20 protein-coding genes and 1 riboswitch are annotated in these 23,369 nt (G+C 68.6%); of the genes, 1 reads left to right on the top strand and 19 read right to left on the bottom strand.

The window, feature by feature from the left end; translation table 11 throughout:
- Window positions 1-25 precede the first annotated feature (25 nt).
- The 16 genes from ftsA to U743_RS02685 all read right to left on the bottom strand — a co-directional run bounded on the left by ftsA (window position 26) and on the right by U743_RS02685 (window position 17,492).
- Entirely contained in the window at window positions 26-1,264 is a 1,239-nt protein-coding gene (gene ftsA, locus U743_RS02760; protein ID WP_043765349.1) for a cell division protein FtsA, read from the bottom strand.
- A complete protein-coding gene (locus U743_RS02755; RefSeq protein ID WP_043765347.1) occupies window positions 1,264-1,986 on the bottom strand; it encodes a cell division protein FtsQ/DivIB in 723 nt (240 codons plus the stop codon). The genes ftsA and U743_RS02755 overlap by 1 nt, the downstream gene beginning before the upstream one ends.
- The gene (locus U743_RS02750; protein ID WP_043765345.1) at window positions 1,983-2,918 is read right to left on the bottom strand and encodes a D-alanine--D-alanine ligase; all 936 of its coding nucleotides are present in this window, start codon (window positions 2,916-2,918) and stop codon (window positions 1,983-1,985) included. The genes U743_RS02755 and U743_RS02750 overlap by 4 nt, the downstream gene beginning before the upstream one ends.
- Complete coding sequence (murB, locus tag U743_RS02745; RefSeq protein WP_043765343.1) at window positions 2,915-3,829, bottom strand: UDP-N-acetylmuramate dehydrogenase; 915 nt, start codon at window positions 3,827-3,829, stop codon at window positions 2,915-2,917. Before murB ends, U743_RS02750 begins: the two co-directional genes overlap by 4 nt.
- Complete coding sequence (gene murC / locus U743_RS02740; protein WP_198021895.1) at window positions 3,826-5,274, bottom strand: UDP-N-acetylmuramate--L-alanine ligase; 1,449 nt, start codon at window positions 5,272-5,274, stop codon at window positions 3,826-3,828. Before murC ends, murB begins: the two co-directional genes overlap by 4 nt.
- Window positions 5,271-6,326, bottom strand: coding sequence for an undecaprenyldiphospho-muramoylpentapeptide beta-N-acetylglucosaminyltransferase (gene murG, locus U743_RS02735; protein WP_043765341.1), 1,056 nt, complete (start codon window positions 6,324-6,326; stop codon window positions 5,271-5,273). The genes murC and murG overlap by 4 nt, the downstream gene beginning before the upstream one ends.
- A complete protein-coding gene (gene ftsW, locus U743_RS02730; protein ID WP_052367454.1) occupies window positions 6,323-7,516 on the bottom strand; it encodes a putative lipid II flippase FtsW in 1,194 nt (397 codons plus the stop codon). Before ftsW ends, murG begins: the two co-directional genes overlap by 4 nt.
- Window positions 7,513-8,847, bottom strand: a complete 1,335-nt coding sequence (murD, locus tag U743_RS02725) for a UDP-N-acetylmuramoyl-L-alanine--D-glutamate ligase (RefSeq protein WP_043765339.1) — start codon at window positions 8,845-8,847, stop codon at window positions 7,513-7,515. The genes ftsW and murD overlap by 4 nt, the downstream gene beginning before the upstream one ends.
- The gene (mraY, locus tag U743_RS02720) at window positions 8,844-9,926 is read right to left on the bottom strand and encodes a phospho-N-acetylmuramoyl-pentapeptide-transferase (RefSeq protein ID WP_043765337.1); all 1,083 of its coding nucleotides are present in this window, start codon (window positions 9,924-9,926) and stop codon (window positions 8,844-8,846) included. The genes murD and mraY overlap by 4 nt, the downstream gene beginning before the upstream one ends.
- Window positions 9,907-11,289 (bottom strand): UDP-N-acetylmuramoyl-tripeptide--D-alanyl-D-alanine ligase, encoded by a 1,383-nt coding sequence (locus tag U743_RS02715; protein ID WP_043765335.1) that lies wholly within the window; start codon window positions 11,287-11,289, stop codon window positions 9,907-9,909. The genes mraY and U743_RS02715 overlap by 20 nt, the downstream gene beginning before the upstream one ends.
- Window positions 11,286-12,767 carry a UDP-N-acetylmuramoyl-L-alanyl-D-glutamate--2,6-diaminopimelate ligase gene (locus U743_RS02710; protein ID WP_052367453.1) on the bottom strand — a complete coding sequence of 494 codons (1,482 nt, stop codon included), beginning with the start codon at window positions 12,765-12,767 and terminating at the stop codon, window positions 11,286-11,288. Before U743_RS02710 ends, U743_RS02715 begins: the two co-directional genes overlap by 4 nt.
- Complete coding sequence (locus U743_RS02705; RefSeq protein WP_052367452.1) at window positions 12,764-14,500, bottom strand: peptidoglycan D,D-transpeptidase FtsI family protein; 1,737 nt, start codon at window positions 14,498-14,500, stop codon at window positions 12,764-12,766. Before U743_RS02705 ends, U743_RS02710 begins: the two co-directional genes overlap by 4 nt.
- Window positions 14,497-14,757 carry a cell division protein FtsL gene (gene ftsL / locus U743_RS02700; protein WP_043765333.1) on the bottom strand — a complete coding sequence of 87 codons (261 nt, stop codon included), beginning with the start codon at window positions 14,755-14,757 and terminating at the stop codon, window positions 14,497-14,499. The genes U743_RS02705 and ftsL overlap by 4 nt, the downstream gene beginning before the upstream one ends.
- Complete coding sequence (gene rsmH, locus U743_RS02695; RefSeq protein WP_043770822.1) at window positions 14,754-15,620, bottom strand: 16S rRNA (cytosine(1402)-N(4))-methyltransferase RsmH; 867 nt, start codon at window positions 15,618-15,620, stop codon at window positions 14,754-14,756. The genes ftsL and rsmH overlap by 4 nt, the downstream gene beginning before the upstream one ends.
- A 63-nt stretch (window positions 15,621-15,683) precedes the next feature.
- Complete coding sequence (locus U743_RS02690; protein ID WP_052367451.1) at window positions 15,684-16,121, bottom strand: division/cell wall cluster transcriptional repressor MraZ; 438 nt, start codon at window positions 16,119-16,121, stop codon at window positions 15,684-15,686.
- A gap of 288 nt (window positions 16,122-16,409) precedes the next feature.
- Window positions 16,410-17,492 (bottom strand): PQQ-dependent sugar dehydrogenase, encoded by a 1,083-nt coding sequence (locus tag U743_RS02685; protein ID WP_043765331.1) that lies wholly within the window; start codon window positions 17,490-17,492, stop codon window positions 16,410-16,412.
- Window positions 17,493-17,563: 71 nt separating this feature from the next.
- On the opposite strand from U743_RS02685, the gene U743_RS02680 reads away from it, so the two are divergent.
- On the top strand, window positions 17,564-18,004 hold the full coding sequence (locus U743_RS02680) for a hypothetical protein (RefSeq protein ID WP_043765329.1): 441 nt from the start codon (window positions 17,564-17,566) through the stop codon (window positions 18,002-18,004).
- Here U743_RS02680 and U743_RS02675 read toward each other — a convergent pair.
- The 3 genes from U743_RS02675 to thiC all read right to left on the bottom strand — a co-directional run bounded on the left by U743_RS02675 (window position 17,998) and on the right by thiC (window position 23,222).
- A complete protein-coding gene (locus U743_RS02675) occupies window positions 17,998-19,845 on the bottom strand; it encodes an ABC transporter ATP-binding protein (RefSeq protein ID WP_043765327.1) in 1,848 nt (615 codons plus the stop codon). The genes U743_RS02680 and U743_RS02675 overlap by 7 nt on opposite strands.
- Before the next feature lie 76 nt (window positions 19,846-19,921).
- The gene (locus U743_RS02670) at window positions 19,922-20,344 is read right to left on the bottom strand and encodes a hypothetical protein (protein WP_043770818.1); all 423 of its coding nucleotides are present in this window, start codon (window positions 20,342-20,344) and stop codon (window positions 19,922-19,924) included.
- A 988-nt stretch (window positions 20,345-21,332) separates the two neighbouring features.
- Window positions 21,333-23,222: a phosphomethylpyrimidine synthase ThiC gene (gene thiC / locus U743_RS02665; RefSeq protein WP_043765325.1), complete on the bottom strand. Its 1,890-nt coding sequence runs from the start codon at window positions 23,220-23,222 to the stop codon at window positions 21,333-21,335.
- A 48-nt stretch (window positions 23,223-23,270) separates the two neighbouring features.
- Window positions 23,271-23,367, bottom strand: a riboswitch (TPP riboswitch).
- Window positions 23,368-23,369 lie beyond the last annotated feature (2 nt).

Here is a 23,369-nt window from a genome sequence, read left to right as displayed (position 1 = left end):
TGCGCGTGCGCTTGACTGATGGGTGTCAGAAGTTCCCCTGAAACCAGTTGCGGAGACGTCCCCACAACTGCTTCAGGCCGGCCTGGTCGAAGTCGACGCGCTCTTGCGGTCGCTGGTCCCGTCCAAACAGCAGCAGGCCGACTGCTGTGGCGTAGGACGGATTCTTGGTGACGTCGGTGATGCCCTTGACCTGCTCCTGAGGCAAACCCAGACGCACCGGAACCTGGAAAATCTCTTCTGCCAGCTCGATGACCCCGGGCAGCCGGGCGCTGCCGCCGGTGAGCACGATGCCGCTGGCAATGAGGTCGTAGAAGCCGCTGCGGTGCAGCTCGCGCGCGATGAACTCGCGGAACAGCTCCTCGTAGCGCGCCTTGATGACCTCGGCCATCTCCTGGCGCGAGATCTGGCGGGCCGGGTGGTCCCCGGTCGACGGCACTTCGATGGCCTCGCCCGGCTCGCACATGGGCGGCCATGCACAGCCATACTGGCGCTTGATGGATTCGGCGGACTGGCTGGGCGTGCGGAACATCGCCGCGATGTCACGGGTGACGTACTCGCCGGCCACCGGCACCACCGCGATGTGGCGGATGGAGCCGTCCTTGAAGATGGCGATATCGGCGGTGCCGTGGCCGATGTCGACGAGGCATACGCCGAGATCGCGCTCGTCGGGCTGCAGTACGGCGTAGCTCGAGGCCAGCGGCTCGAGTATCAGGCGGTCAATTTCCAGGCCGCAGCCCTCGACGCACTTGTAGATGTTCTGTGCCGCCGAAGTGCCGACCGACACGATGTGCACCTTGGCTTCCAAACGCACACCGGCCATGCCGGCCGGCTCGCGGATGCCCTCCTGGCCGTCGACCGACCATTCCTGCGGGACGACGTGCAGCACGCGCTGGTCCGCCGGAATCACGACGGCGCGCGCCGCGTCGATGACGCGCTCCTTGTCGGTCTCGGTGACCTCGCGATTGCGCACCGCGACGATGCCCTGCGAGTTCACCGCGCGCACGTGGTTGCCCGAGATGCCGGCGTAGACCGACTGCACGCGGCAGCCGGCCATCAGCTCGGCTTCTTCGACCGCGCGCCGGATGGCCGAGGTCGTCGCCTCGATATCCACCACGACACCGCGCGAGAGCCCCTTCGAGGGCGCCTCGCCGTGACCGATGATCTCCAGGGTGCCGTCGTCGCGCGTATCGGCGACGATGACGGCGACCTTGGAGGTGCCGATATCGAGACCGACCAGCAGCTGGTTGTTGCCCTTCTTCGCCATTACTCGCTCTCCTCGGCGCTATCGTCCCAGCCCACCGCGAAACCATTGCCATAGCGCATATCGACATAGGCAACGCGCTCGATGCGCGCCCCCAGCGCTGGCACTACTGCATCGCGCAGCCGTTCCAGGTGCGCTTCCGGCGCGCCCTTGCCCAAGCGGAACGCGGCGCCATGCTGGTCGATGAGCGTCCAGCTTCCACGCGCGTCACGCGCAAGGGTCATCGGCGTCAGGCGGGTGGCTGCGAGGCCATCACGCAAGGTTTCGAATGCTTCCAGGGCGGCCTCGGCATGGACGGCGTCCGTATCCAGTTGCGGCAGCGCATCGGCATCCGCCACGCCCTCGAGAGCCACCACCTCGCCCGCCGCCGTCAGGAAGCGGCCATCGTCGAGGCGTGCGCGCGGCTCGTGCTCATCGAGATGAATCTCCAACCGGTCCGGCCAGGCGCGGCGGACGCGCGCAGAGGCAACCCAATCGAGGGCCTCGATCTCGGCGCGCAGCAGCTCCAGGTCAATGAGCGCCAAGCGCGCGTCGACATGCTCGGCGACCAGGTCCCGAAGTCGCTCGACATCCAGATGCTGCGGCGAGGGCGAAACGGCGATCTCGGCGACCCCGCCCTCCCGCTCGACCAGTACGTGCGTGGCCGCGCCCGCACCGCCAGCGAGCAGCATGCCCAGCAGCAGCGGCAGCAGGCGCTCGCGCCAGCGTGTCGTGAAGTCCTTCATGAGGCGTCCTCCATCGTCAACTCCAGCAGGCGCCAGCACAGCGCCTCGAAATTCATACCGGCCGCTTGCGCGGCCATGGGCACCAGCGAATGCGTGGTCATGCCCGGCAAGGTATTGATCTCCAGTAGCTGCGGCTCGCCACTGCCATCGAGCATGAAATCGACCCGTCCCCAGTGGCGCGCCCCGATGGCCGCAAAGGCGGCCAGGGCCATTTCCTGGATGCGGGTGGTCAGTGCCGCATCCACCGGTGCCGGGCAGAGATAGCGCGTAGCGTCGGAGAGATACTTGGCGTGGTAGTCGTAGAAATCGCCGTCCGGCTCGATGCAGACCAACGGCAGCGCCTCGCCGGCGAGCACGCTGCAGGTCAGCTCGCGTCCGGAGGCGAAGGCCTCGAGCAGCACGTCGCCGTAGATCGCCGCTTCGGCGAAGGCGGCCTCCAGATCCTTGGCGGAATGCACCTTGCTGATGCCCACCGAGGAGCCGTCAGCCACCGGCTTGACGAAGATCGGGTAGCCGATGGCTTGCGCGGCCTCCAAGGCCTCCACGGGGCTCGCCGGCGCGGCGAATCCCGGCGTCGGCAGCCCGGCGTCGCGCCACAGCCGCTTGCTGCGCAGCTTGTCCATGGCCAGCGCAGAAGCCGCCACGTCGGCGCCCGGATAGGGCAGCCCGCGCAGCTCCAGCACGGCCTGCACCAGCCCGTCCTCACCACCGCGGCCATGCATCATGTTCACGGCGCGGTCGAAGCCTTCGAGGCGATTGCCGAGCAGGTCCTCGCGCTGGATATCGAACAGCTCGACGTTCACGCCCTGACGCTGCAGGGCGAGAAAGACCTGCTCGCCGGACTGCAGGCTGATCTCGCGCTCGGGCGACCAGCCACCCGACAGAACGGCGACTCGGCCGAAGACGCGTGGATTGCTGATGTTCTGGCTCATGGGCGGTCCTCCGACAGCTCGCCGACAATGCGCACCTCCGGCTCCAGCCGGATACCGGTGCGCTCGGCGACGGTCGCCTGGACGTGCCCGATCAGGGCCTCGACGTCAGCGGCCGTGGCGCTGGCCTCGGTAAGAAGGAAGTTGGCGTGCTGCTCGGCCACACGGGCACCACCAACGGCGTACCCCTTCAAGCCGGCGGCTTCGATCAGGCGTGCGGCGAAATCGCCGGGCGGGTTGCGGAAGGTCGAACCGGCGCTGGGTCGGCCCACCGGCTGCGTCGCCTTGCGGCGAGCGAGCTGCGTGCGCGTGGCGGCAGCCTGGCTGCCGTCGGTGTCCGGCGTCACCGCAAAGCGCGCGGCAATGAAGCCCAGCACGTCGGCCGGCAGCGCCACATGGCGGTAGCCGAAGTCCACCGTATCGCGCGCCAGCCAGCGGGTACCGCCACCGCGCAACGCGACCTCGGCTTCGATCACGGCCGGCCAGGTCTCGCCGCCCCAGGCGCCTGCGTTCATTGCCAGTGCACCACCGACTGTGCCGGGAATGCCCGCCATGAAGCCAAGGCCCGCCAGGCCGCTGCGCTCGCAGAACTTGGCGAGGCGCGCGCAGTGCAGCCCGGCCTCGGCCTGCAACACGCCTTCGGAAGGCTGCTCAAGGCCGTCGAGGCTTCGATGCAAACAGACCACCGTGCCGCGCAGGCCGCCGTCGCGCACCAACAGATTGCTGCCCAGGCCGATCCAGTGCAGCGGCTCATCGGGCGGCAGCTGCGCCAGGAAAGCGAGCAGATCTTCGCGGTCAGCCGGCAGGTAAAGACGCTCAGCCGGGCCGCCCACGCGCCAAGAGGTATAGCGCGCCATCGACTCGCCCTCAAGCAGCCGGCCCCGCAGCGCGTCGTGTTGCATCGCCGCGTTCATGACAGCTCCTCCAGCGCGTAGGCAGCGCGCAGCTTCGCCGGCAGGCCACCGATATCGCCGGCGCCCAGCGTCAGCACAACGTCGCCGTCTTCGGCGACATCGGCCAGCAGCGGCACGACCTCGTCGGGGCCGTGCACGACCACGGGCACGATCTTGCCGCGCGCGCGCAGCGCCTCGGCGAGTGCCGCCGAGGTGGCGCCGCGAATGGGCTGTTCGCCGGCCGGATAGACCTCGCAGAGGACCAGCGCGTCGGCGGTGGACAGCACCGCGCAGAAATCGTCGAAGCAGTCACGCGTACGCGAGTAGCGATGCGGCTGAAAGACCACCAGAAGCCGCCGTCCCGGCCAGGCCGCGCGCACGGCCTGGAAGGTCGCCTCCAGTTCGCGCGGATGGTGGCCATAGTCATCGACCAAGGCCACGCGCGCATTGCCGGCCTGCAGCTCGCCGCAGGGTTCCAGCCGGCGGCCGATGCCCTGGAAGCCCGCCAGCGCGCGGCCAATCGCTTCCCACTCGACCCCAACCTCGCGCGCGATCGCAATAGCGGCCAGCGCATTGGCAACATTGTGTTCACCCGGCAACGCCAGGAAGAGATCTTCGTGAACGCCGTCGGGCGCGCTCACCTTGAAGCGAGTACCGCCCTGCCCCGGCGTCAAATCGATGGCGCGGAAGTCGGCTTCGCGATGCAGCGCGTAGGTCGTCACCGGCCGGCCGATCTGCGGGATCAGCTCGCGGTTGTAGCCGTCGTCGGTGCAGACCACTGCCAAACCGTAGAAAGGCAGCCGCTGCAGGAACTCCACGTAAGTCGCGCGAAGCCGCGCGAAGTCGCCGCCGTACGTTTCCAGATGATCGGCGTCGATGTTGGTGAGTGCGGCAATCAGCGGATTCAGATGCAGGAAGGACGCGTCGCTCTCGTCGGCTTCGGCCACCAGATAGGGGCCCTCGCCCAGGCGGGCATTGGCACCGGCCGACTTCACCTTGCCGCCAACGACGAAGGTCGGATCGCAGCCGCCCTCGGCGAGCAGCGCGGCGACCAAGCTGGTGGTCGTGGTCTTGCCGTGGGTGCCGGCAATGGCAATGCCATAGCGGAAGCGCATCAGCTCCGCCAGCATCTCGGCGCGGCGCACGACGGGCTTGCGCAGCGCCCGCGCCTCGGCGACTTCAGGGTTGGCCGGATTAATGGCAGTGGAAACGACCACCGCATCGGCGTCCTGGACGTGTGCCGCGTCGTGGCCGATCTGCACCGTCACGCCCATCGACTCCAGGCGCTCGGTCGCCGCCGAGGCGCGCACGTCGCTGCCGCTGACGGCGTAACCCAGATTGGCCAATACCTCGGCGATGCCGGCCATGCCGCTGCCGCCGACGCCAACGAAGTGGATGCGACGCACCCGGCGCATCGGCTGACTGCGCATATCCTGCTGCTGCACGGGTGTGGGCTCGCGCGTCATGGGCGGGCCTCCTGCAGACAGACTTCGGCGATTCGCTCACCGGAATCCGGCACCGCCGCGGCGCGTGCAGCGCGTGCCATGGCCAACAGGCGCTCACGTGAAGCCAAATCACGCAGAACCTGCGCCAGCCGATCGGGGGTGAGTTCTGCCTCTTGCAGGCAGCGCGCCGCACCGCTATCGACGAGCTGCTGCGCGTTGCGCGTCTGGTGATCATCCGTCGCCGCCGGGAAGGGCACCAGGATCGCGCCGACGCCGGCCGCCGCGAGCTCGGCGACCGTCATCGCGCCAGCGCGGCAGATGACCAGATCGGCCGCAGCGTAGGCGCCGGCCATATCCTCGATGAAGTCGCTGATCTCCGCCTCGCGCTGCGCCCCGGCATAGGCCGTGCGTGCGGCTTCGACGGTACGGCCGCCCTGATGGCGCACGCGGAAGCGCCCCTCCGGTAACAGCGACAGGGCGGCGGGCACCAGCTCATTGAGGGCGCGCGCGCCCTGCGAGCCGCCCACCACAAGCAAGTGCAACGCGCCGTCGCGGCCGGCAAAGCGCTCTTCCGGCGCAGCCAGCTCGGAGAAGGCGGCGCGCACTGGGTTGCCCACTGTCTCGGCGCCGGGCAGCGCGCCCTCGAAGGCCTGGAGGCTGCGGCGGGCGAGGCGGCGCAGCAGCCGGTTCGTCAGACCCGGTGCCGCATTCTGCTCGTGGATCACCAGCGGACGGCGCAGCAGCCAGGCCGCCAGCCCGCCGGGACCGGAGGCGAAGCCGCCCATGCCCAGCACGACGGCGGGACGCTGGGCGCGCAGGATGCCGAGGGCCTGGATGAGCGCGCGCAGCAGCACCAGTGGCGCCGCGAAGAGACGCTTGAGACCGCTGCCGCGCAGACCCTGGACCCGCACCAGATGCAGCGGAATGTCGTGCTCCGGGACGACGCGCGCCTCCAGTCCCTCCGGCGTGCCCATCCAGGCGACCTGATGGCCGCGCGCGCGCAGGATGTCCGCTACGGCCAGCGCCGGGAAAACATGACCGCCGGTTCCACCTGCCATCACCAGGATCTTCATGCCGGCACCTCACGGCGCGCGCTTCGGCGCGAGCGACTGGCCGGCGCCGATGCGGGAGCGGCCTGGCGATTCTCGATGTCGATGCGCAGCAGCAGGCCGACCATGGCGCAGACGGTCAGCAGGCTCGATCCGCCGTAGCTCATGAGCGGCAGCGTCAGGCCCTTGGTGGGCAGCAGGCCCATGTTGACGGCCATGTTGACCAGCACCTGCAGGGCGATCCAGTAGCTCAGCGCGTAACCCAGATAGGCCGCGAAGCGGGCGCCGCGCGCCTCCGCTTCCGCGGCGATCTGCTGGCCACGCCAGAACAGCGCCAGGTAGAGACCGATCAGCACCAGCACGCCGAACAGGCCGAACTCCTCGGCGTAGATCGCGAAGATGAAGTCGGTGTGTTGCTCGGGCAGATAGAGCATCTTCTGCAGGCTGTTGCCCAGCCCCTCACCGAACCAACCACCGCGACCGATGGCGATCAATGACTGCGACAGCTGCCAGCCGGCCGATTCCACCTGAGCCCAGGGGTCCGAGAAACCGAGCAGTCGGCGCAGTCGGTAGGGCTGGGTCACGGCCAGCGCGACGAAGCCGGCGCCGGTCACGAGCATCGGGATGCCCAGATAGCGCAGCTTCGCGCCACCCAGGAAGAGCATCAGGAAGCAGATTGCCGACAGGATCACGGCCGCGCCGAAGTCCGGCTGCATCAGCAGCAGACCACTGGCCAGCAGAATCACGACGAAAGGCTTGAGCAGGCCGCGGAACTGGTTCTGAACCTCCAGCTGGCGCCGAACGATGAAGCCGGCCAGATAGAGCACGATCATCAAGCGCGCCGGCTCGGAGGCCTGCAGGCGCACGATGCCCAGATCGATCCAGCGCCGGGCGCTGTTGACCTCCACGCCCACCGCCGGCACCAGGACCAGAAGCAACAACAGGAAGGCACCGCCGAGCAGCAGCATGCCGTACTGCTCGAAGGCAGCCAGCGGCAACTGCATGAGCGTCACTACCGCGCCCAATCCGATCAGTGCGTAGATGCACTGCTTCCAGAAGAGCTGCAGCGGCGAGCCGCCGCCCTGCTCGGCAACCGCCACGGAGCTGGAGGCCACCATGATCAGTCCCAGCAGCAGCAGCGCCAACGCCACACCACCCAGCCAGCGATCCGGCATCTCGGGACGCGGCAGCCGCTCGATCAGCGCGCGCATCATGCCGCCACCTCCCGCGCCAGCCGCGCGAAGGCCTGGCCGCGCGCGCGGTAGTCGCTGAACTGATCCAGGCTGGCGCAGGCCGGCGACAGCAGCACGCAGTCTCCCGACTGCGCCGTCTGCGCGGCGTCGCGCACGGCGGCCTCAAGATCCCCGACGACCTGCACGGGCACCGCGCTGGCGCGCAGCGTCTCGGCGAGCAACTCAGCATCCTGGCCGAAAACGATGGCTGCGCGCGCGCGCTCGGCCAGCTGCGCCGCCAGCGGTGCGAAATCCTGACCCTTGCCCTGACCGCCGCCAATCCAGATCACCGGCGCATCCATGCCGGCGAGGGCGGCGCAGGCCGCGCCCACATTCGTGGCCTTGGAGTCGTCCAGCCATTGCACGCCGTGGCCTTCGGCAACCAGTACGCAGCGGTGCGGCAGGCCGTCGAAGTCGCGCAAGGCCTGCAGGCAGCGCTCGCGTGGCAGGCTGGCAGCCTCGGCCAGCGCCAGCGCTGCCAGCGCATTCAGATGATTGTGACGCCCGCGCAAACGCATGGCGTCGATGGCGATCAGCGCCTGCTCGCCGGCCACGAGCCAGCCATCGCGGATGCCGTAGTCGGCCTCGCTTTCCGGTGCGCCGGCGCCGAAGCGCAGTTGCCTGCGCGCGGCCTCGGCGCCCTCCGCGGTCAGTGGCTCGTCGCGATTGATGACGGCCGTGCCGCAACCACGATAGACCCGCGCCTTCGCGGCGGCGTAACGCGCCATGTCACCGTGGCGGTCGAGATGATCCTCGGAAAGATTCAGCACCGTGGCCGCCGCAGCCACCAGGCTGTGCGTCGTCTCCAGCTGGAAGCTCGACAGCTCCAACACATAGAGCTCGGCGGCCGGGTCAAGCAGATCCAGCGCGGGCGTGCCCAGATTGCCGCCGACCCCCGCGCGCAGACCCGCGGATTCAGCCATGGCGCCCAGCAGCTCGGTCGTCGTCGATTTGCCGTTGCTGCCGGTGATGGCCACCACCGGCGCCTCCGCCGTCTGAGCGAAGAGTTCGATGTCCCCGATCAGGGGCAGACCATCGGCGCGCAGCGCGCGCACGAACGGTTCCTCCAGCGACACGCCCGGCGACACCACCGCCGCCGCGTAGCCGGATACCGGCCCGGGTGCGGCGAAACCACCAAGGGCGAAACGTGCCTGCGAGTCGAGAGCCTGCAGCTCCGACAAGTCGGCCGGCTCGGCGCGGCTGTCGGTAGCGTCGAAGGCGATGTTGCGGGCGGCACAGAAACGCAGCACCGAGGCCCCGGTAGCACCGAGGCCGATGACCAGCATGCGTCCGCTGTGCGCGCCCGGAATCATCGGATCTTCAACGTGGACAGGCCGATGAGGACGAGGATCAAGGTGATGATCCAGAAGCGCACGATGATGCGCGGCTCCGGCCAGCCCTTGAGCTCGTAGTGATGATGCAGCGGCGCCATGCGGAAGATGCGCTTGCCGCGGAGCTTGAAGGAGCCGACCTGCAGGATCACCGACAGCGTCTCGGCGACGAAGATGCCGCCCATGATTACCAGCACCAGCTCCTGACGCACCAGCACGGCGACGGTACCCAGCGCCGCACCCAACGCCAGAGCGCCGACATCCCCCATGAAGACCTGTGCCGGATAGGCGTTGAACCAGAGGAAGCCGAGGCCGGCGCCGGCGATGGCGGTGCAGAAGATCGCCACCTCACCAACGCCGAGGATGAAGGGGATGCCCAGATATTCCGCGATCTCGGCGTGGCCGTGGGCGTAGGCGAAGACCGCCAGCGCCGAGGCGATGATGACGGTCGGCATGATGGCCAGACCATCGAGACCGTCGGTGAGATTCACCGCGTTGGACGTGCCGACGATGACGAGATAGGCCCAGATAATGAAGCCCGCACCCAGCGGAATGGTCAGATCCTTGACGAAGGGCAGGATCAGCGCCGTCTCCACCGGCGTCTTGGCGGTGACGTACATGGTGGTGGTGGCTGCAAAACCGGCCAGCGACAACCAGAAGTACTTGTCTCGCGCAGACAGTCCCTTGGACTTGCCGTAGCGGATCTTCTTGTAGTCATCGACGAAGCCGACGATGCCGAAGGCCAGCGTCACGCCCACACAGATCCAGATGTAGTGGTTGCTGAGGTCGCTCCACATCAGCGTGCCGACCGTCACCGCGGCAAGGATCAGCGCTCCGCCCATGGTCGGCGTGCCGGACTTGACGAGATGCGTCTGCGGCCCGTCGTGGCGCACCACCTGACCGATCTGGCGCAGCTGCAGGTGCCGGATCATCCAGGGTCCGGCGATGAAGGAGAAGATCAGCGCTGTCAGCACGCCCAGCAGGGAGCGGAAGGTCAGATACTGGAAGACCCGGAAGCCGCTCTCCCACTCCTGCAGGTACTCAGTGAGGTGGTAGAGCATCGGTCTCCCCCGTCGACACGTTGTTTTCGCGCAGCACTGCCACGACCCGCTCCATGCCGGCCGCGCGTGAGCCCTTGGCCAGCACGATCCAATCCGACTGCAGCCGCGCACGCAGCGCCGCAGCCAGCGCCTCGGCGTCGTCGAAAACCTCTGCGCCGGGGCCGAAAGCCTCTGCAGCGCGGGCTGCCAGCGGGCCTGCGGCAAGCAGGCTCTCGATACCGGCTGTGCGCGCAGCGCGGCCTGCCTCAGCGTGCAGCGCCGGACCCGCCTCGCCAAGCTCGGCCATATCGCCCAGCGCCAGCACGCGGTGGCCGCGCATCGTTGCCAGCCAGTCGATAGCCGCGGCCAGTGAGGCCGGGTTGGCGTTGTAGCTATCGTCGATCAATCGGGCGCCGCCGCGCGCGGCCACCGGCGCAAGGCGACCGGCCGGCGCCCTTGTGGCGGCCAGCCCGGCAGCGATGATCTCGGCGTCGAGGCCCAGCGCGTGGCCCGCGGCCGCGGCGGCAAGCGCATTGCGCACGTTGTGCCGTCCCGGCAGCGGCAGGCGCACGGCGGCCTCACCGTCCGGCAGCACCAGCCTGAAGCGACTGCCGTCGGCCTCCTGCGCTATATCGCGCGCCGTGACATCGGCCGCCACGTCCAGCCCGAAGGCGAGCTGCCGACCGGCCGTGCTGAGCTCGCGCCAGAGACCGGCATAGGCGTCGTCGGCGTTGATGATGGCGGTGCCCGACGCCGGTAGCGCGGCGAAGAGTTCGCCCTTGCCCCGGGCGACACCGTCGCGCGAACCGAAACCTTCCAGATGTGCGTCGCCCGCATTGCTGACGATGCCGATGTCCGGCCGGGCGATAGCCGCGAGCTGAGCGATCTCGCCGCGGTGATTGGCACCCATCTCGATAACCGCTGCAGCGTGGTTCTCGCGCAGGCCACAGAGCGTCAGCGGCAGGCCGATGTGATTGTTGAGATTTCCGCGCGTCGCCAGCAGTGACCCCAGCGGCGCCAGCACGGCTTCGCACATGGCGCGCAGCGTGGTCTTGCCGTTGCTTCCGGTGATACCGACAACCGGCAGCGCGAAGTTGCTGCGCCAAATAGCCGCCCAGGCCTGCAGCGCGTCGAGGGTGTCGGCGACACGCACCTGCGGCAGCGACACTGCCGCGCTGCGCGCCACCAGCGCGACAGCGGCACCGGCATTGGCGACATCCTGTAGGAAGTCGTGGCCGTCGAAGCGTGGCCCGGACAACGCAACGAAGCAATCGCCGGCAGTCACGGCACGGCTATCGGTCACCACGGCTTCGAAGGGCACGTCGGCGCCCTCCAGAAGGCCGCCAGTCTGCTCGGCGAGGGCCGCTGCGCTGCGCGCGGTCATGCCAGGGACTCCAGACCGAGTGCGGCGCGCGCGCAGTCGCGATCCGAGAAGGGGTACTCAACGCCGCCATACTGCTGCACCGTCTCGTGCCCCTTGCCGGCAACCAGAACAATGTCGTCGGCACCGGCGGCAGCGATGGCCTGGGCGATGGCGTCGGCGCGGCGATGGATGACCTGCGTTTCGCCGTGGGCGCCGACGCCTTCGAGGATCGCTGCGGCAATATCCTCGGGTGCCTCGTTGCGTGGATTGTCATCGGTGATGACGATGCGGTCCGCCACGGCCGCGGCAGTCTGACCCATCAAGGCACGCTTGCCGCGATCGCGATCGCCGCCGCAGCCGAAGACGCACCACAGCTTCCCGCGCGTATGGGCACGACAGGCCAACAGCGCCTGCGACAGCGCCTGCGGGGTGTGCGCGTAGTCGATGATGACCAGTGGCTTGCCATCGGTGCGCACCGGCTCCATCCGGCCAGGTACGACGCCAGCGCGCGACAGCGCTGCACCGACATTCTTCAGGGGATGCCCCTGCGCTAGCAGCGCCGCGCCCACAGCCGCGAGATTGGAGACGTTGAAGCGCCCCATCAGCGGCGCCTTCACCTGCGCACGACTGCCCTGATACTCGAGCGCAAAGCGCAGGCCGTCCTGACTGAAGACCGGATCGATCCCTCGCACATCGGCATCGTGATCGAGCGCATAGCACCACGCAGACGGATCGGCCTGCGCCCATTCCCGGCCGATGCGGTCGTCGGCGTTAAAAACACTGGTCGTCGGCGCGCAGTCCGCGAACAGTCGGCGCTTGGCTTCGTGATAGGCCTGAACGTCCGGGTGATAGTCGAGGTGATCGCGACCCAGATTCGTCAACAGGGCGCAGGCGACTCGCGTGCCGGACAAGCGGTGCTGATCGAGGGCGTGCGAGGAGACTTCCATGACGACGGCACGCGCGCCCGCGTCGCGAGCCTCAGCCAATGCCGCCTGCAGCCGGATCGGATCGGGTGTGGTGTGCTGGGTCGCCGAGAGGCCACCCGGCACGCCGCTGCCGAGCGTGCCGATGTAATGCGCCGGAACGCGCAGATGCGCCAGCGCCCCGGTCATCAGCCAGGCCACCGAGGTCTTGCCGTCGGTTCCCGTGATGGCCGTCACGGCAAGCGCGTCGGAGGGGCGCCCGTGGAAGCGCGCGGCAATCTCGCCGACATGACGCGACAGCTCCGGCACGCCAACCGAGGGCACGGGGAGATCAGGAGCAACCGCCCCCTCACCCGATTCGTAGATCACGCAACTGGCGCCACGCGCCACCGCCTCGGCCGCGAAGGCCAGGCCGTGCATGCGCGTGCCGCGCACGGCGAGGAAGGCCTGACCGGAGCCCGCCTCCTGACTCGACATCGTCAGATCCGAGACGATCAGGTCCGGAACCTCGGCGGCATCGACCAGCCCTTCAAGCAGCTCGGTCAGCCGTTGCACGCCTTCGCCGATGGGGCTCATGAGCGTGACTCCCTGTCGAGGCGATGTTCCACGGTGGTGAAACCGGGGGCGCTGGGCGCGCGCGGCGCCAGCTGCATCCAGTGGGCCGCGCCCTGCATGACGCGCGAGAACACCGGGCCGGCTGTGGCGCCGCCGTAGTATCCCCCGCGCGTGGGCTCGTCGATCATGACCAGCCCGACGAGGCGTGGATTCTCGGCCGGCAGCATGCCGACGAAGAGCCCCTGGTGACGGTCCTCGGCGTAGCCGCCGGCGCCGACCTTGCGCACGGTGCCCGTCTTGCCGGCAACGCGGAAACCCGGTACCGCGGCTTGCGGTGCGGTACCAGCTTCGCTGACCACGCCTTCCAGCATGCGGCGGACTCTGCGTGCAGTATCAGCGGAGATGACGCGCTCGGGGGGCATGGCCGCCTGATCCGTGCGCAGGCGCAACCCGGGCATCTCCCCGTCGCGCGCGAGCGCTACATAGGCGCGCAGCAAATGGACCGCCGAGGTCGAAACGCCGTAGCCATAGGAGGCGGTGGCGGTCGTGACCTCGCCCCAATCGCCCCAGAAGCGCAGCAGGCCCGGGCGTGAGCCGGGGAAACCGAAGTACAGCGGCTGGCCGAAGCCGAAACGTTGATAGGCCGAAAAAACCTCTTCGGCGCCGATATCGAGGCCCAGCTTGGCGGCACCGACATTGCTCGACTTCTGCAGCAGGCGCGCCAGATCGACAACCCCGTAGGCGCTGACATCCTGCACGGTCAGCCGCCCGACCTGCGTCCATCCGTCACCGGTGTCATAGGTGGCATTGGGGGCGATCAGGCCGGCGTCGAGGGCGTGCGCCACCAGCAGCGGCTTCACCGTCGAGCCGGGCTCGAAAAGATCGGCGACTGCGCCATTGCGCATGCGCGCGTCGCCGATGCTCGAACGATCATTGGGGTTATAGCCGGGCGCGCTGGTCATGGCCAGGATGTCGCCCGTCTTCACATCGGCGACGAGCACCATGCCGCCGGCGGCGCCATGGCGCTGCACAGCGGCCTTGAGTTCGCGATGCGCCAGGTACTGCAGTCGCAGGTCGATACTCAAGCGCACGTCCTGCCCCGGACGCGCCGGCTGCAGCTCGACGCCAGCGTCGACGACGCGGCCGTCGCGAGCACGCGTCACCCGGCGCTTGCCAGGGCGCCCGGAAAGCGCCTCCTCGGCAGCAGCTTCGAAACCCTGCAGGCCCTTGCCGTCGATGTTGGTCAGCCCGACCAGATGCGCCGTGATCTCGCCGGTGGGGTAGAAGCGCCGGTACTCGCGCGCGCTCGCCACGCCGGGGGCTTCCAGCGCCTTGATGCGACGCGCCTGCGCCGGCGCCAGATGGCGCTCCAGCCAGTAGAAACGGCGCTCACTGCGCGCGGCCAGCTCGGCGCGCAAGCTCTCGACGTCCCGGTCGAGCAAATTGGCCAGCGGCGCCAGATACTCGGGCGCAGCGAGCAGGTCGCCGGGCACCACCCAGATCGACTCTACCGGTGCGGAAACCGCCAGCGGCTCGCCGTTGCGGTCGCGGATCGCGCCGCGGTGAGCCGGGATCTCGACATGGCGCAGCGCGCGCTTAGCGCTCTCGTTCTCAAGGAAGGCACGGTCGAGCACCTGCAGGTCGAAAGCGCGCAACGCCAGCACCGTACTGGCCGCCAGAATCAGTGCCGTGATGCTGTGACGGCGCCACGTCGGCACGGCCTTGACCTGCGGCTTGCGGCGGGCCCGACTCATGGCCGCTCCTCGACCACAGTGCGGTGATCAGGCAGGCGCATGCCGAGCTCGCTGCGCGCAGCCTGATCGATGCGTCCCGGATGCGCGAGCGAGGCCTCCTCGATCTGCAGCTGGCCGTACTCAACCTCGAGCTGATGCTGCTCGGCGCGCAGCACCTCGACCTCGGAGACCAGGCCGCGATAAGCATGCGTGCTCCACACCACGCCGGAAGCCGAGACCATGACCGCCGCCAGCAATAGCGCGCGCAGCAGCATCATGCCCGCAGCTCCGCTGCGCGCAGCACGGCACTGCGTGCACGCGGGTTGTCACGGGCGTGCTGCTCGTCGGCGAGCACGCGCTGCACGGCCTTGAGCTGCGACGCGTCGCGGATGAAGCGCTTGACGATGCGGTCTTCCAACGAATGAAAACTGATGACCACCAGCCGACCGCCAGGCGCCAGAATTTCCGCCGCGCGGGCAAGCCCCGCCTCCAGCGCGCCCAGTTCGTCGTTGATGAAGATGCGAAGTGCCTGGAAGCTGCGTGTCGCCGGATGAATACGGCCGCGCCGGCCCATCGTCCGGCGCACGATCTCCGCCAGCTGCCCGGTGGTGGTGATCGGCGTCTCGACACGGGCGGCGACGATGGCGCGCGCGATGCGGCGGCTGGCCCGCTCCTCGCCGTATATATAGAGGACATCGGCGATCTCCTCGGCGCTGGCACGCGACAGCCAATCGGCCACCGGCTCGCCACGCTCGGGATCCATGCGCATATCTAGGGGGCCGTCGTGCTGGAAGGAGAAGCCGCGCGCGGCGTTGTCCAGCTGCGGCGAGGACACACCCAGATCCATGAGCACGCCATCCACTGCCCCGACGCGATCGGTCTCGACCACCCATTCACCGAGGGCATCGAAGCGCGCATAGCGGATACCGAAGTTGGGTGCGTCGCCGAAGCGCGTGCGCGCCGTCGCGACGGCCTCCGGATCCTGATCGAAACCCTGCAGCCAACCACCGTCGCCGAGCTGCTCCAGGATGGCGGCAGCGTGACCGCCGCGCCCGAAGGTCGCATCGATGTAACAGCCACCCGGCCGGACCGCGAGCCCGGCCAGGGCTTCCTCGAGCATGACTGGCCGGTGGCTGTCCATGTCAGCGAGTGGGCCGCCTACCCGGGGGCGGAGCGCGATGTCGGAGGCGGGCAGCATCGAGGATCACCGCCGAATCTTCTGTAGCGCGGTGGCGAGCTGGTCCTGCGGCACGCGCGTCGCCTCGTAGGTCGCCTGCTCCCAGACGTCGAAACGCGTGATCTGGCCCACCAGCATGGCGCGGTTATCGATGCCGGCATCGCGGCGGAGCAGCGGCGGCAGCACGATGCGGCCCTGGCGATCGATCTCGGTTTCGACAGCGCGGCCGACGAAGCCGAGCTTCAGCGCCTCGGCGAGGTCGCGATCCTCCATCTGCTGGATCTGTTCGGCGATCTCCTTGAAGACCGGCGCCGGGTAGATCTCGAGCCGCGCATTGCCGTCCAGATTGACGATGGTGACGTAGAGCTGCAGCCCGTGGGTATCGGCCAGCTGCTGTCGATAACGCGCCGGCACTGCCAGGCGTCCTTTGTCATCGACATTGAGCGGGTGTTCCCCGGTGAACATGAGCTACGCCTCTGGAAGCGGTCAGTCTCCTGCGCTCCCCACCTTAGTGCACGTGTCACCCACTTTACTCCACGTTCCCCCACATCGCAACCGAAAATCGAAGGCGAAACAGTTAGTTGCGGCAGCATTTGCAACTCTGGCGAAAAACTCTCAAAAACATGCACTTGGGTGTTTTTCTTCGATTTCTCCTGAAATACGCCATCGCGCGGCCGGACAACAGACGGCCGCGGGCGGCCGTCACCGGCAACGCCCGCTGGGTAAGGCGGGGGAAAAGTGGGGCGCTTTGGCTCAGCGCGCGGGCAGCACCCGAAGCACGGCGCCGTCCGCCGCGTCGGTGAGCAGGTACAGCGCGCCGTCAGGCCCGTTGCGCACGTCGCGGATGCGCTGGCCCTGGGCCTCGAAGAGCACTTCCTGGCCGAGCACCTCGTCGCCGCGCAAGCGGACGCGGCGCACGCCCGGCTCGACCAGGGTCGCCACGAAGAGATCGCCCTGCCATTCGCCGAAGGCATCGCCCGTGTAGCGCATCAGCCCGCTCGGGCCGATGGAGGGCGTCCACTCCAGCAGCGGCGGCAGCATGCCGGGCCGACTGTCGAAGGGCGTGACGCGGGCGTTGTTGTAGTCCAGCCCGCCGGTGACCACCGGCCAGCCGTAGTTGGCGCCCGCTTCGATCCGGTTCAGCTCGTCGCCACCCTGCGGGCCGTGCTCATGGGCGAGCACGCCGTCGGCGTCGCAGAGCAGGCCCTGCACGTTGCGGTGGCCGTAGCTGTAGACCTCGGGCCGCCCGCCGCCATCGGCGAAGGGATTGTCTTCCGGCACGCCGCCATCGGCAGTCAGACGCACGATGGTGCCGAGGTGGTTATCGGGGTCCTGCGCCTGCTCGCGAAAATCGAAACCGTCGCCCATGCCGAGCAGCAGCGTGCCGTCGGCCATCCAGCACATGCGCCCGCCGTAGTGCACGGGCGTGTCCTTGGCCGGCTTGGCCCGAAACAGTGGCTCCGACGCGATCAGTTCCCCGCCTTCCAGCCGCGCGCGCATCAGCGCAGTGGCGTTGGCGCCGGCCGGGCCATCGGCGTAGGAGAGATAGATCTGGCCGCTGTCGGCGAAGTCGCGCGCCGGCAGCACATCGAAGAGACCACCCTGGCTCTCCGCGTGGACCGCAGGAACGCCCTCGACCGGCGCCGACAGTGAGCCATCCGTACCGATGACGCGCAGGCGGCCGACGCGCTCGGTGACCAGCATGCGCCCGTCGGGCAGAAAGGCCAGCGACCAGGGATGGTCGAGGCCCTCGGCCACGGTTTCCACGCGATAGTCCTCGGCCTGGGCGGCAGAGCCGGCCAGCAGGAGCAGCACACAGCAGAGCAGTCGGCGCATGGGCGAAGTTCGTCCTCGGAGAGTCGCTGCCGCTACGATAGCAGCCGCATCCGCCGACTTCGGACCCCGTCATGCATCTGCTGCGCCTTTTCCTCGCCTTCATCGCCGGCGTGCTGGCCACCGCTGCCACCGGCAGCCTGTGGCAGACCCGGCACAATCTGGCCGCCATCGAGCAGCTTGGCCACGAGGTGCCGGCGGGGCTGGCGGCGGAGACCATGCTGGCCGACCTGCTCGGCTTCGGGCCACTGTTCGCGGCGCTCGCCGGCATGGCCCTGCTGGTCGCCTTCATTGTGGCGGCCCTGCTGGTGCGCGCGCTTGCCGGGCAGGCGCGCTACGCCCTCTACGCGCTGGCCGGCGCGGCCGCCATCCTCGCCCTGCTGGCGATCATGGGCATGAGCCTGCCGGTGACGGCCATCGCCGCGGCGCGCACGGCTGGGGGCACGGCCGGGCTGGCCCTGTGCGGCGCACTGGGGGGGCTGGTCTTTGCCACGCTCAGCCGACCCGCTCACTGATAGCCGCGCGCCTGCAGCCGGAAGAGATGCGCGTAGCGGCCGTCGTCGGCCATCAGGCTGTCGTGGGTGCCGGATTCGACGACGCAGCCACCCTCGAGGACGAGGATGTGATCGGCGATGCGCACCGTCGAAAAACGGTGCGAGATGATGATGGTCATGCGCCCGCGCGCGTAGTCGCGGAAGCGCTGGAAGATGTCGGCCTCGGCCTGGGCGTCCATTGAAGCGGTCGGCTCGTCGAGCACGAGGATGTCGGCCTCCTCGCGCATGAAGGCACGCGCCAGCGCGATCTTCTGCCACTGCCCGCCGGACAGCTCCTGGCCGTCGCGGAACCAGCGGCCGAGCTGCGTGGCGTAACCGGCCGGCAGCTGCTCGATGAAGACATCGGCCTGACCGAATTCGGCCGCCCGCCGCCAGCGCGCCTCGTCGGAGAAGGCGGCGACATCGCCGGCGCCGACGTTCTCGCCCACCTGCATCTGATAGCGCATGAAATCCTGGAAGATGACGCCGATGCGCCGACGCAGCACGTCCAGCTTCCATTCGCCCAGCGGACTGCCGTCGAGCAGGATACGGCCGGCGCTCGGCTCGTAGAGGCGCGTCAGCAGCTTGATCAGCGTCGTCTTGCCGGAACCATTGGCGCCGACCAGTGCCAGGCTCTGACCCGACTGCAGGTGGAAGCTGACATCCGACAGCGCGTCGGCCTGCGCCCCCGGGTACCGGAAGGCCACGTGCTCGAAGCGCACGCCGTCGCCCGGCGCGACGCCTTGCTCGCGCCAGCCCGTCTCGGCGCCGGTGGGCTCCTCCAGATACTCGTAGAGATTGGAGAGGTAGAGATTGTCCTCGTACATGCCGCTGATGGCGGTCAGCATCGCCGACACCGCGGCCTGCCCCTGCCGGAAGACCGCGACATACATCGTCATCTGGCCCAGCGAGATGCGGCCGCGCACCGCATCGACCACCACCCAGGCATAGGCGCCGTAGAAGGCGATGGAACCGATGATGCCCAGCCCGAAGCCCCAGCCCTCGCGGCGCAGCGTCAGCGCGCGATCCTCGCCGTAGAGACGCTTGAAGATATCGCGGTAGCGGCCCAGCAGCAGCGGACCGAGGCCGAAGAGCTTGACCTCCTTGACGCTGTCCTCGCGCGCCAGGACCGTCTCCAGATACATCTGCATGCGCGTCTCGGGCGAGCGCCAGCGGAACAGTCGAAAGGCGTCGCCGGAGAACTTCGCCTCGGCCGCGAAGACCGGCAGGGCGCCGGCGACGAGGATCAGCAGCGCCCAGGGCGAGAACTGCACCAGGATCACGGCAAAGCTGATCAGCGAGATGCCGTTCTGGATCAGGCCGAAGGTCTTGTTGACCAGCCCCAGCGGCCGCTGGGAGGCCTCGCGCCGGGCGCGCGTGAGCTTGTCGTAGAGCTCGGAATCCTCGAACTGGGCCAGCGACAGCTGCCCGGCCTTGTCGAGAATCATCTCGTTGACGCGCTGACCCAGCAGCGCGCGCAGCAGCGACTGGCAGGCCGCGATGCCGCGCTGGGCGCCGGCGATGCCCACCATGATCAGCCCTTCCAGTGCCACCCACTGCAGCGGCGTGCGGAAGTCGACGGCCTCGCCGGCCTCGCGCGCCTCGATGGCCGCCACCACCGAGTCGACGATGAGCTGCCCGACCCAGGCCGCGGTGGCCGGCAGCACACCGGCCACCAGCGTCAGCAGACCGAGGGCGATGCCCAGCGGCGCCGACGTACTCCAGACCAGCTCCAGTGCACGTCGCGTGTAGCGGAAGACACCCAGGCTGCGCGTCAGCAGCGAGGCGTTTTCCGCTTCACCGTAGGAAGCGGGCGGACTCACCGCGAATCACGCGAGCGGACGACCGACGCGCGGCATGCGCGCCGACGCGCGCCGATGGCGGGAATCGTCGGTGGCCTCAGAGCTGGATATTGCCGCCGCCGGGCATGCCGCCGCCCTGACCCGGCATGCCGCCGCCCATGCCGCCACCGCCGCCCTGGCCGGGCGCGATGATGCCGCTGCCCTGCTGCTCGCGGCGCATGCGCTGCATTTCCTCGAGGGTCTCCAACAGCGCCTGCTGTGCGACCTCCGGATACTTGGCCAGCGCCTCCTCGATGCTCGTCGCCTCGATCTCGAAGTGCAGCGGTAGCGCGCCGCCCGGCGTCATCAGGCTGGCCTGGCCCTCGAAGACGACGCTCCGGGAAGGATCGTCCGAACCGTCGCTGGTAACCGGCGTCAGCCGGCGCAGCGTACCGACCCGGCGGTCCGTGAAATTGTCCTCGCGATAGAGCTGCTCGCCGTCGAGACGGATGTCGGGCAGCTGCTGTTCTTCTTCGGCCATGGTTTGGGTCTCGTGATTGCTTTGCGGGTCGCGCATGTTATGACGGGCTGCACGATCCGGCAAAAAGGGGCTCCCTTGCCGGAGTACGGGGATCGCGTTGCTGGCGTGCGTTCATTCATTACATGTGGCTGAGCTGGATTCGGAATGCGGCGGTAGTGCTCGCTGGTTCCGCGCCCTGGCACCGTCTCGCTCCTGGTTCCGCGCTTGGAACGAGTCCGCTTGCGTAGCAGCCCTTGCGCACGCGCGGGTTCCTTTGGTTACGGCCAAAGGAACCAAAGCCATGGTGCCCGCCGGGTGGCCTGCCGCGGGTGAGATCGACCGAAGCGCCAGTGGTGCTTCGCAGCGAGCGAACGCCCGGACAGGGATGTCCGGGCCGGGGGTGGTTCGGACGATGCCGTAGCGCCATGGAAGGCGAGCATCTGCTGATCGAGTGTCGCGCGAAAATCGCCGCGGTCACTAGGCTCGGTCGTCCGGACCTCGCCAAGTGACCCGGGCTGGCCCTTCCATGGCCCAGCCGTGATGCGCGCTGCGACTTGCCACCGGCAAGTCGGTCGCGCATCACCCTCAAAGGGCACGTTCCTAAACGGCTCGCCGCTTCGCGGCATCGCGGCAAACGGCGACTGCGCTCTGTCGCGATGTCGCGCAGCGACGAGCCGTTCAAGAGTCCCCGTCAGGAGGCGCGGCGGCTGGTGGCGCGCGCAGGGGGAGATCGGCCCGGATGGCCGATCTAGCCGTGACGGGACAGGATGTCCCTTCACGGCGACCCCGAGCACGCCACCAGCCGCCGGGACTTCGGCCCGCCCAAAAGCGGGCCGGAGCGCCTCCGTAGGGTGCCCTCTCTTTGGCTACTTTCTCTGGGCAAGCAGAGAAAGTAGCCCGCGCCTCGCAGAAGCGCTTATTCGACAGCGACAAGGTCTTGGGGCGCGGAACCACGAGCACAGCGGAGCCAACTAAAACCAACACGCCACCAGCGCCACCTTCCGCAAAATCAATCCGGCTTGTAAATCTCCGCCCCGGATTCCCGGAAGGCCTCCGCCTGCTCGGCCATGCCCTGCTCCAGCGCGGCCTTTTCGTCGAGCCCCTTGGCGCGGGCGTAGTCGCGCACTTCCTGGGTGATCTGCATGGAGCAGAAGTGCGGGCCGCACATGGAGCAGAAGTGCGCGGTCTTGGCGCCCTCCTGCGGCAGTGTCTGGTCGTGGAATTCGCGTGCCTTGTCCGGATCGAGGCTGAGGTTGAACTGATCCTCCCAGCGGAACTCGAAGCGCGCCTTGCTTAGGGCGTTGTCGCGCACCTGGGCGCCGGGATGCCCCTTGGCCAGATCGGCCGCGTGCGCGGCGAGCTTGTAGGTGACGATGCCTTCGCGCACGTCGTCGGCATCGGGCAGGCCGAGATGCTCCTTGGGCGTGACGTAGCAGAGCATGGCCGTGCCGTACCAGCCGATGTTGGCGGCTCCGATGGCGCTGGTGATGTGGTCGTAGCCGGGCGCGATGTCGGTGGTCAGCGGGCCGAGCGTGTAGAAGGGGGCCTCGGCACAGGCCTCCAGCTGCTCGGTCATGTTCTCGCGGATCCGCTGCATGGGCACGTGGCCCGGCCCCTCGATCATGACCTGCACGTCGTGCTTCCAGGCAATCTGTGTCAGCTCGCCGAGGGTGCGCAGCTCGGCGAACTGCGCCTCATCGTTGGCATCCGAGATGCAGCCCGGGCGCAGGCCGTCGCCCAGCGAGAAGGCCACGTCGTAAGCCTTCATGATCTCGCAGATCTCCTCGAAGCGGGTGTAGAGGAAGGACTCGGTGTGGTGCGCCAGGCACCACTTGGCCATGATCGAGCCACCTCTGGAGACGATGCCGGTCAACCGGTCGGCCGTCATCGGGATGAAGGGCAGGCGCACGCCGGCGTGGATCGTGAAGTAGTCCACGCCCTGCTCGGCCTGCTCGATCAGCGTGTCGCGGAAGATCTCCCATGTCAGATCCTCGGCCTTGCCGTCGACCTTCTCCAGCGCCTGATAGATCGGCACGGTGCCGATGGGCACGGGCGAGTTGCGGATGATCCACTCGCGCGTCTCGTGGATGTGCTTGCCGGTGGACAGGTCCATGACAGTATCGCCGCCCCAGCGGATGGCGCGCACCATCTTCTCGACCTCTTCGGCGATGGAGCTGGTCACCGCGGAGTTGCCGATGTTGGCGTTGATCTTCACGCGGAAATTGCGGCCGATGATCATCGGCTCGGATTCCGGATGGTTGAGATTGTTGGGGATGATGGCGCGGCCCGCCGCGACCTCGGCGCGCACGAACTCGGGCGTGACCTCAGCCGGCAACTGCGCGCCGAAGGTCTCACCGGCGTGCATGCGCCGCAGGTAGCCAGCCTGTTCGTAGGTTGCGCGCAGTTCATTCAAACGCGCGTTCTCGCGCACGGCGACGAATTCCATCTCCGGGGTGACGACGCCGCGCCGGGCGTAATGCATCTGGCTGACATTGGCGCCTTCCTTCGCGCGCCGCGGAGCTCGTGGCTCCGGAAAGCGCAGGCCGGAGGTGGCGGGGTCTCCGGCGCGGATACGACCGAAGAGGGAGCTGGGGCCGGTCAGCTGCTCGCTGTCGCCGCGCGCAGCGATCCAGTCAGCGCGCAGCGGCGCCAGACCACGCGCCAGATCGATTTCAGCTTCCGGGTCGGTATAGGGCCCGGCCGTGTCGTAGACGGTAATAGGTGGATTGTCGACCAGCCCGGCTTCGCTGCGCGTCGGCGAGCAGGCGATCTCGCGCATTGGGACGCGTACGCCCTGCCCACCTTCGACGAAGATGCGCCGGCTGGCGGCAAAGGGCTGGCACAGCTCGGGCTGCAGCTGCAGGGCGTTGTTGGGTGTGCGGGTTGCGTCGTCAGCCATCGCTTCGATCCTCTTGGCGGGCGAAGAGACGACGCGCGATGGCGCGCACGGCACCACCGAACGCCTTCCCTCCGCCGGCATGATCCGGTTCAGGTACGAGGGGACTCTCTCAGCCCGACATGGTCGGGCACCCCCGGCGTGACCCCA

Origin of the sequence: Algiphilus aromaticivorans DG1253 (assembly GCF_000733765.1) — a bacterium.
GTDB lineage: Bacteria > Pseudomonadota > Gammaproteobacteria > Nevskiales > Nevskiaceae > Algiphilus > Algiphilus aromaticivorans.
Note: the sequence above shows the minus strand (reverse complement) of the source record. Positions and strands in the feature narration are given on the sequence as shown.

Excerpts from the sequence above, each read along its gene's own strand:
- murC (WP_198021895.1), bottom strand. The coding sequence starts at position 5,274 with ATGACGCGCGAGCCCACACCCGTGCAGCAGCAGGATATGCGCAGTCAG.
- ftsL (WP_043765333.1), bottom strand. The coding sequence starts at position 14,757 with ATGATGCTGCTGCGCGCGCTATTGCTGGCGGCGGTCATGGTCTCGGCT.
- U743_RS02710 (WP_052367453.1), bottom strand. The coding sequence starts at position 12,767 with ATGAGCCCCATCGGCGAAGGCGTGCAACGGCTGACCGAGCTGCTTGAA.
- U743_RS02680 (WP_043765329.1), top strand. The coding sequence starts at position 17,564 with ATGCATCTGCTGCGCCTTTTCCTCGCCTTCATCGCCGGCGTGCTGGCC.
- U743_RS02670 (WP_043770818.1), bottom strand. The coding sequence starts at position 20,344 with ATGGCCGAAGAAGAACAGCAGCTGCCCGACATCCGTCTCGACGGCGAG.
- murB (WP_043765343.1), bottom strand. The coding sequence starts at position 3,829 with ATGAACGCGGCGATGCAACACGACGCGCTGCGGGGCCGGCTGCTTGAG.
- mraY (WP_043765337.1), bottom strand. The coding sequence starts at position 9,926 with ATGCTCTACCACCTCACTGAGTACCTGCAGGAGTGGGAGAGCGGCTTC.
- U743_RS02750 (WP_043765345.1), bottom strand. The coding sequence starts at position 2,918 with ATGAGCCAGAACATCAGCAATCCACGCGTCTTCGGCCGAGTCGCCGTT.
- U743_RS02690 (WP_052367451.1), bottom strand. The coding sequence starts at position 16,121 with ATGTTCACCGGGGAACACCCGCTCAATGTCGATGACAAAGGACGCCTG.
- U743_RS02685 (WP_043765331.1), bottom strand. The coding sequence starts at position 17,492 with ATGCGCCGACTGCTCTGCTGTGTGCTGCTCCTGCTGGCCGGCTCTGCC.
- U743_RS02715 (WP_043765335.1), bottom strand. The coding sequence starts at position 11,289 with ATGACCGCGCGCAGCGCAGCGGCCCTCGCCGAGCAGACTGGCGGCCTT.
- ftsW (WP_052367454.1), bottom strand. The coding sequence starts at position 7,516 with ATGATGCGCGCGCTGATCGAGCGGCTGCCGCGTCCCGAGATGCCGGAT.
- rsmH (WP_043770822.1), bottom strand. The coding sequence starts at position 15,620 with ATGGACAGCCACCGGCCAGTCATGCTCGAGGAAGCCCTGGCCGGGCTC.
- ftsA (WP_043765349.1), bottom strand. The coding sequence starts at position 1,264 with ATGGCGAAGAAGGGCAACAACCAGCTGCTGGTCGGTCTCGATATCGGC.
- murG (WP_043765341.1), bottom strand. The coding sequence starts at position 6,326 with ATGAAGATCCTGGTGATGGCAGGTGGAACCGGCGGTCATGTTTTCCCG.
- thiC (WP_043765325.1), bottom strand. The coding sequence starts at position 23,222 with ATGGCTGACGACGCAACCCGCACACCCAACAACGCCCTGCAGCTGCAG.
- murD (WP_043765339.1), bottom strand. The coding sequence starts at position 8,847 with ATGATTCCGGGCGCGCACAGCGGACGCATGCTGGTCATCGGCCTCGGT.
- U743_RS02705 (WP_052367452.1), bottom strand. The coding sequence starts at position 14,500 with ATGAGTCGGGCCCGCCGCAAGCCGCAGGTCAAGGCCGTGCCGACGTGG.
- U743_RS02755 (WP_043765347.1), bottom strand. The coding sequence starts at position 1,986 with ATGAAGGACTTCACGACACGCTGGCGCGAGCGCCTGCTGCCGCTGCTG.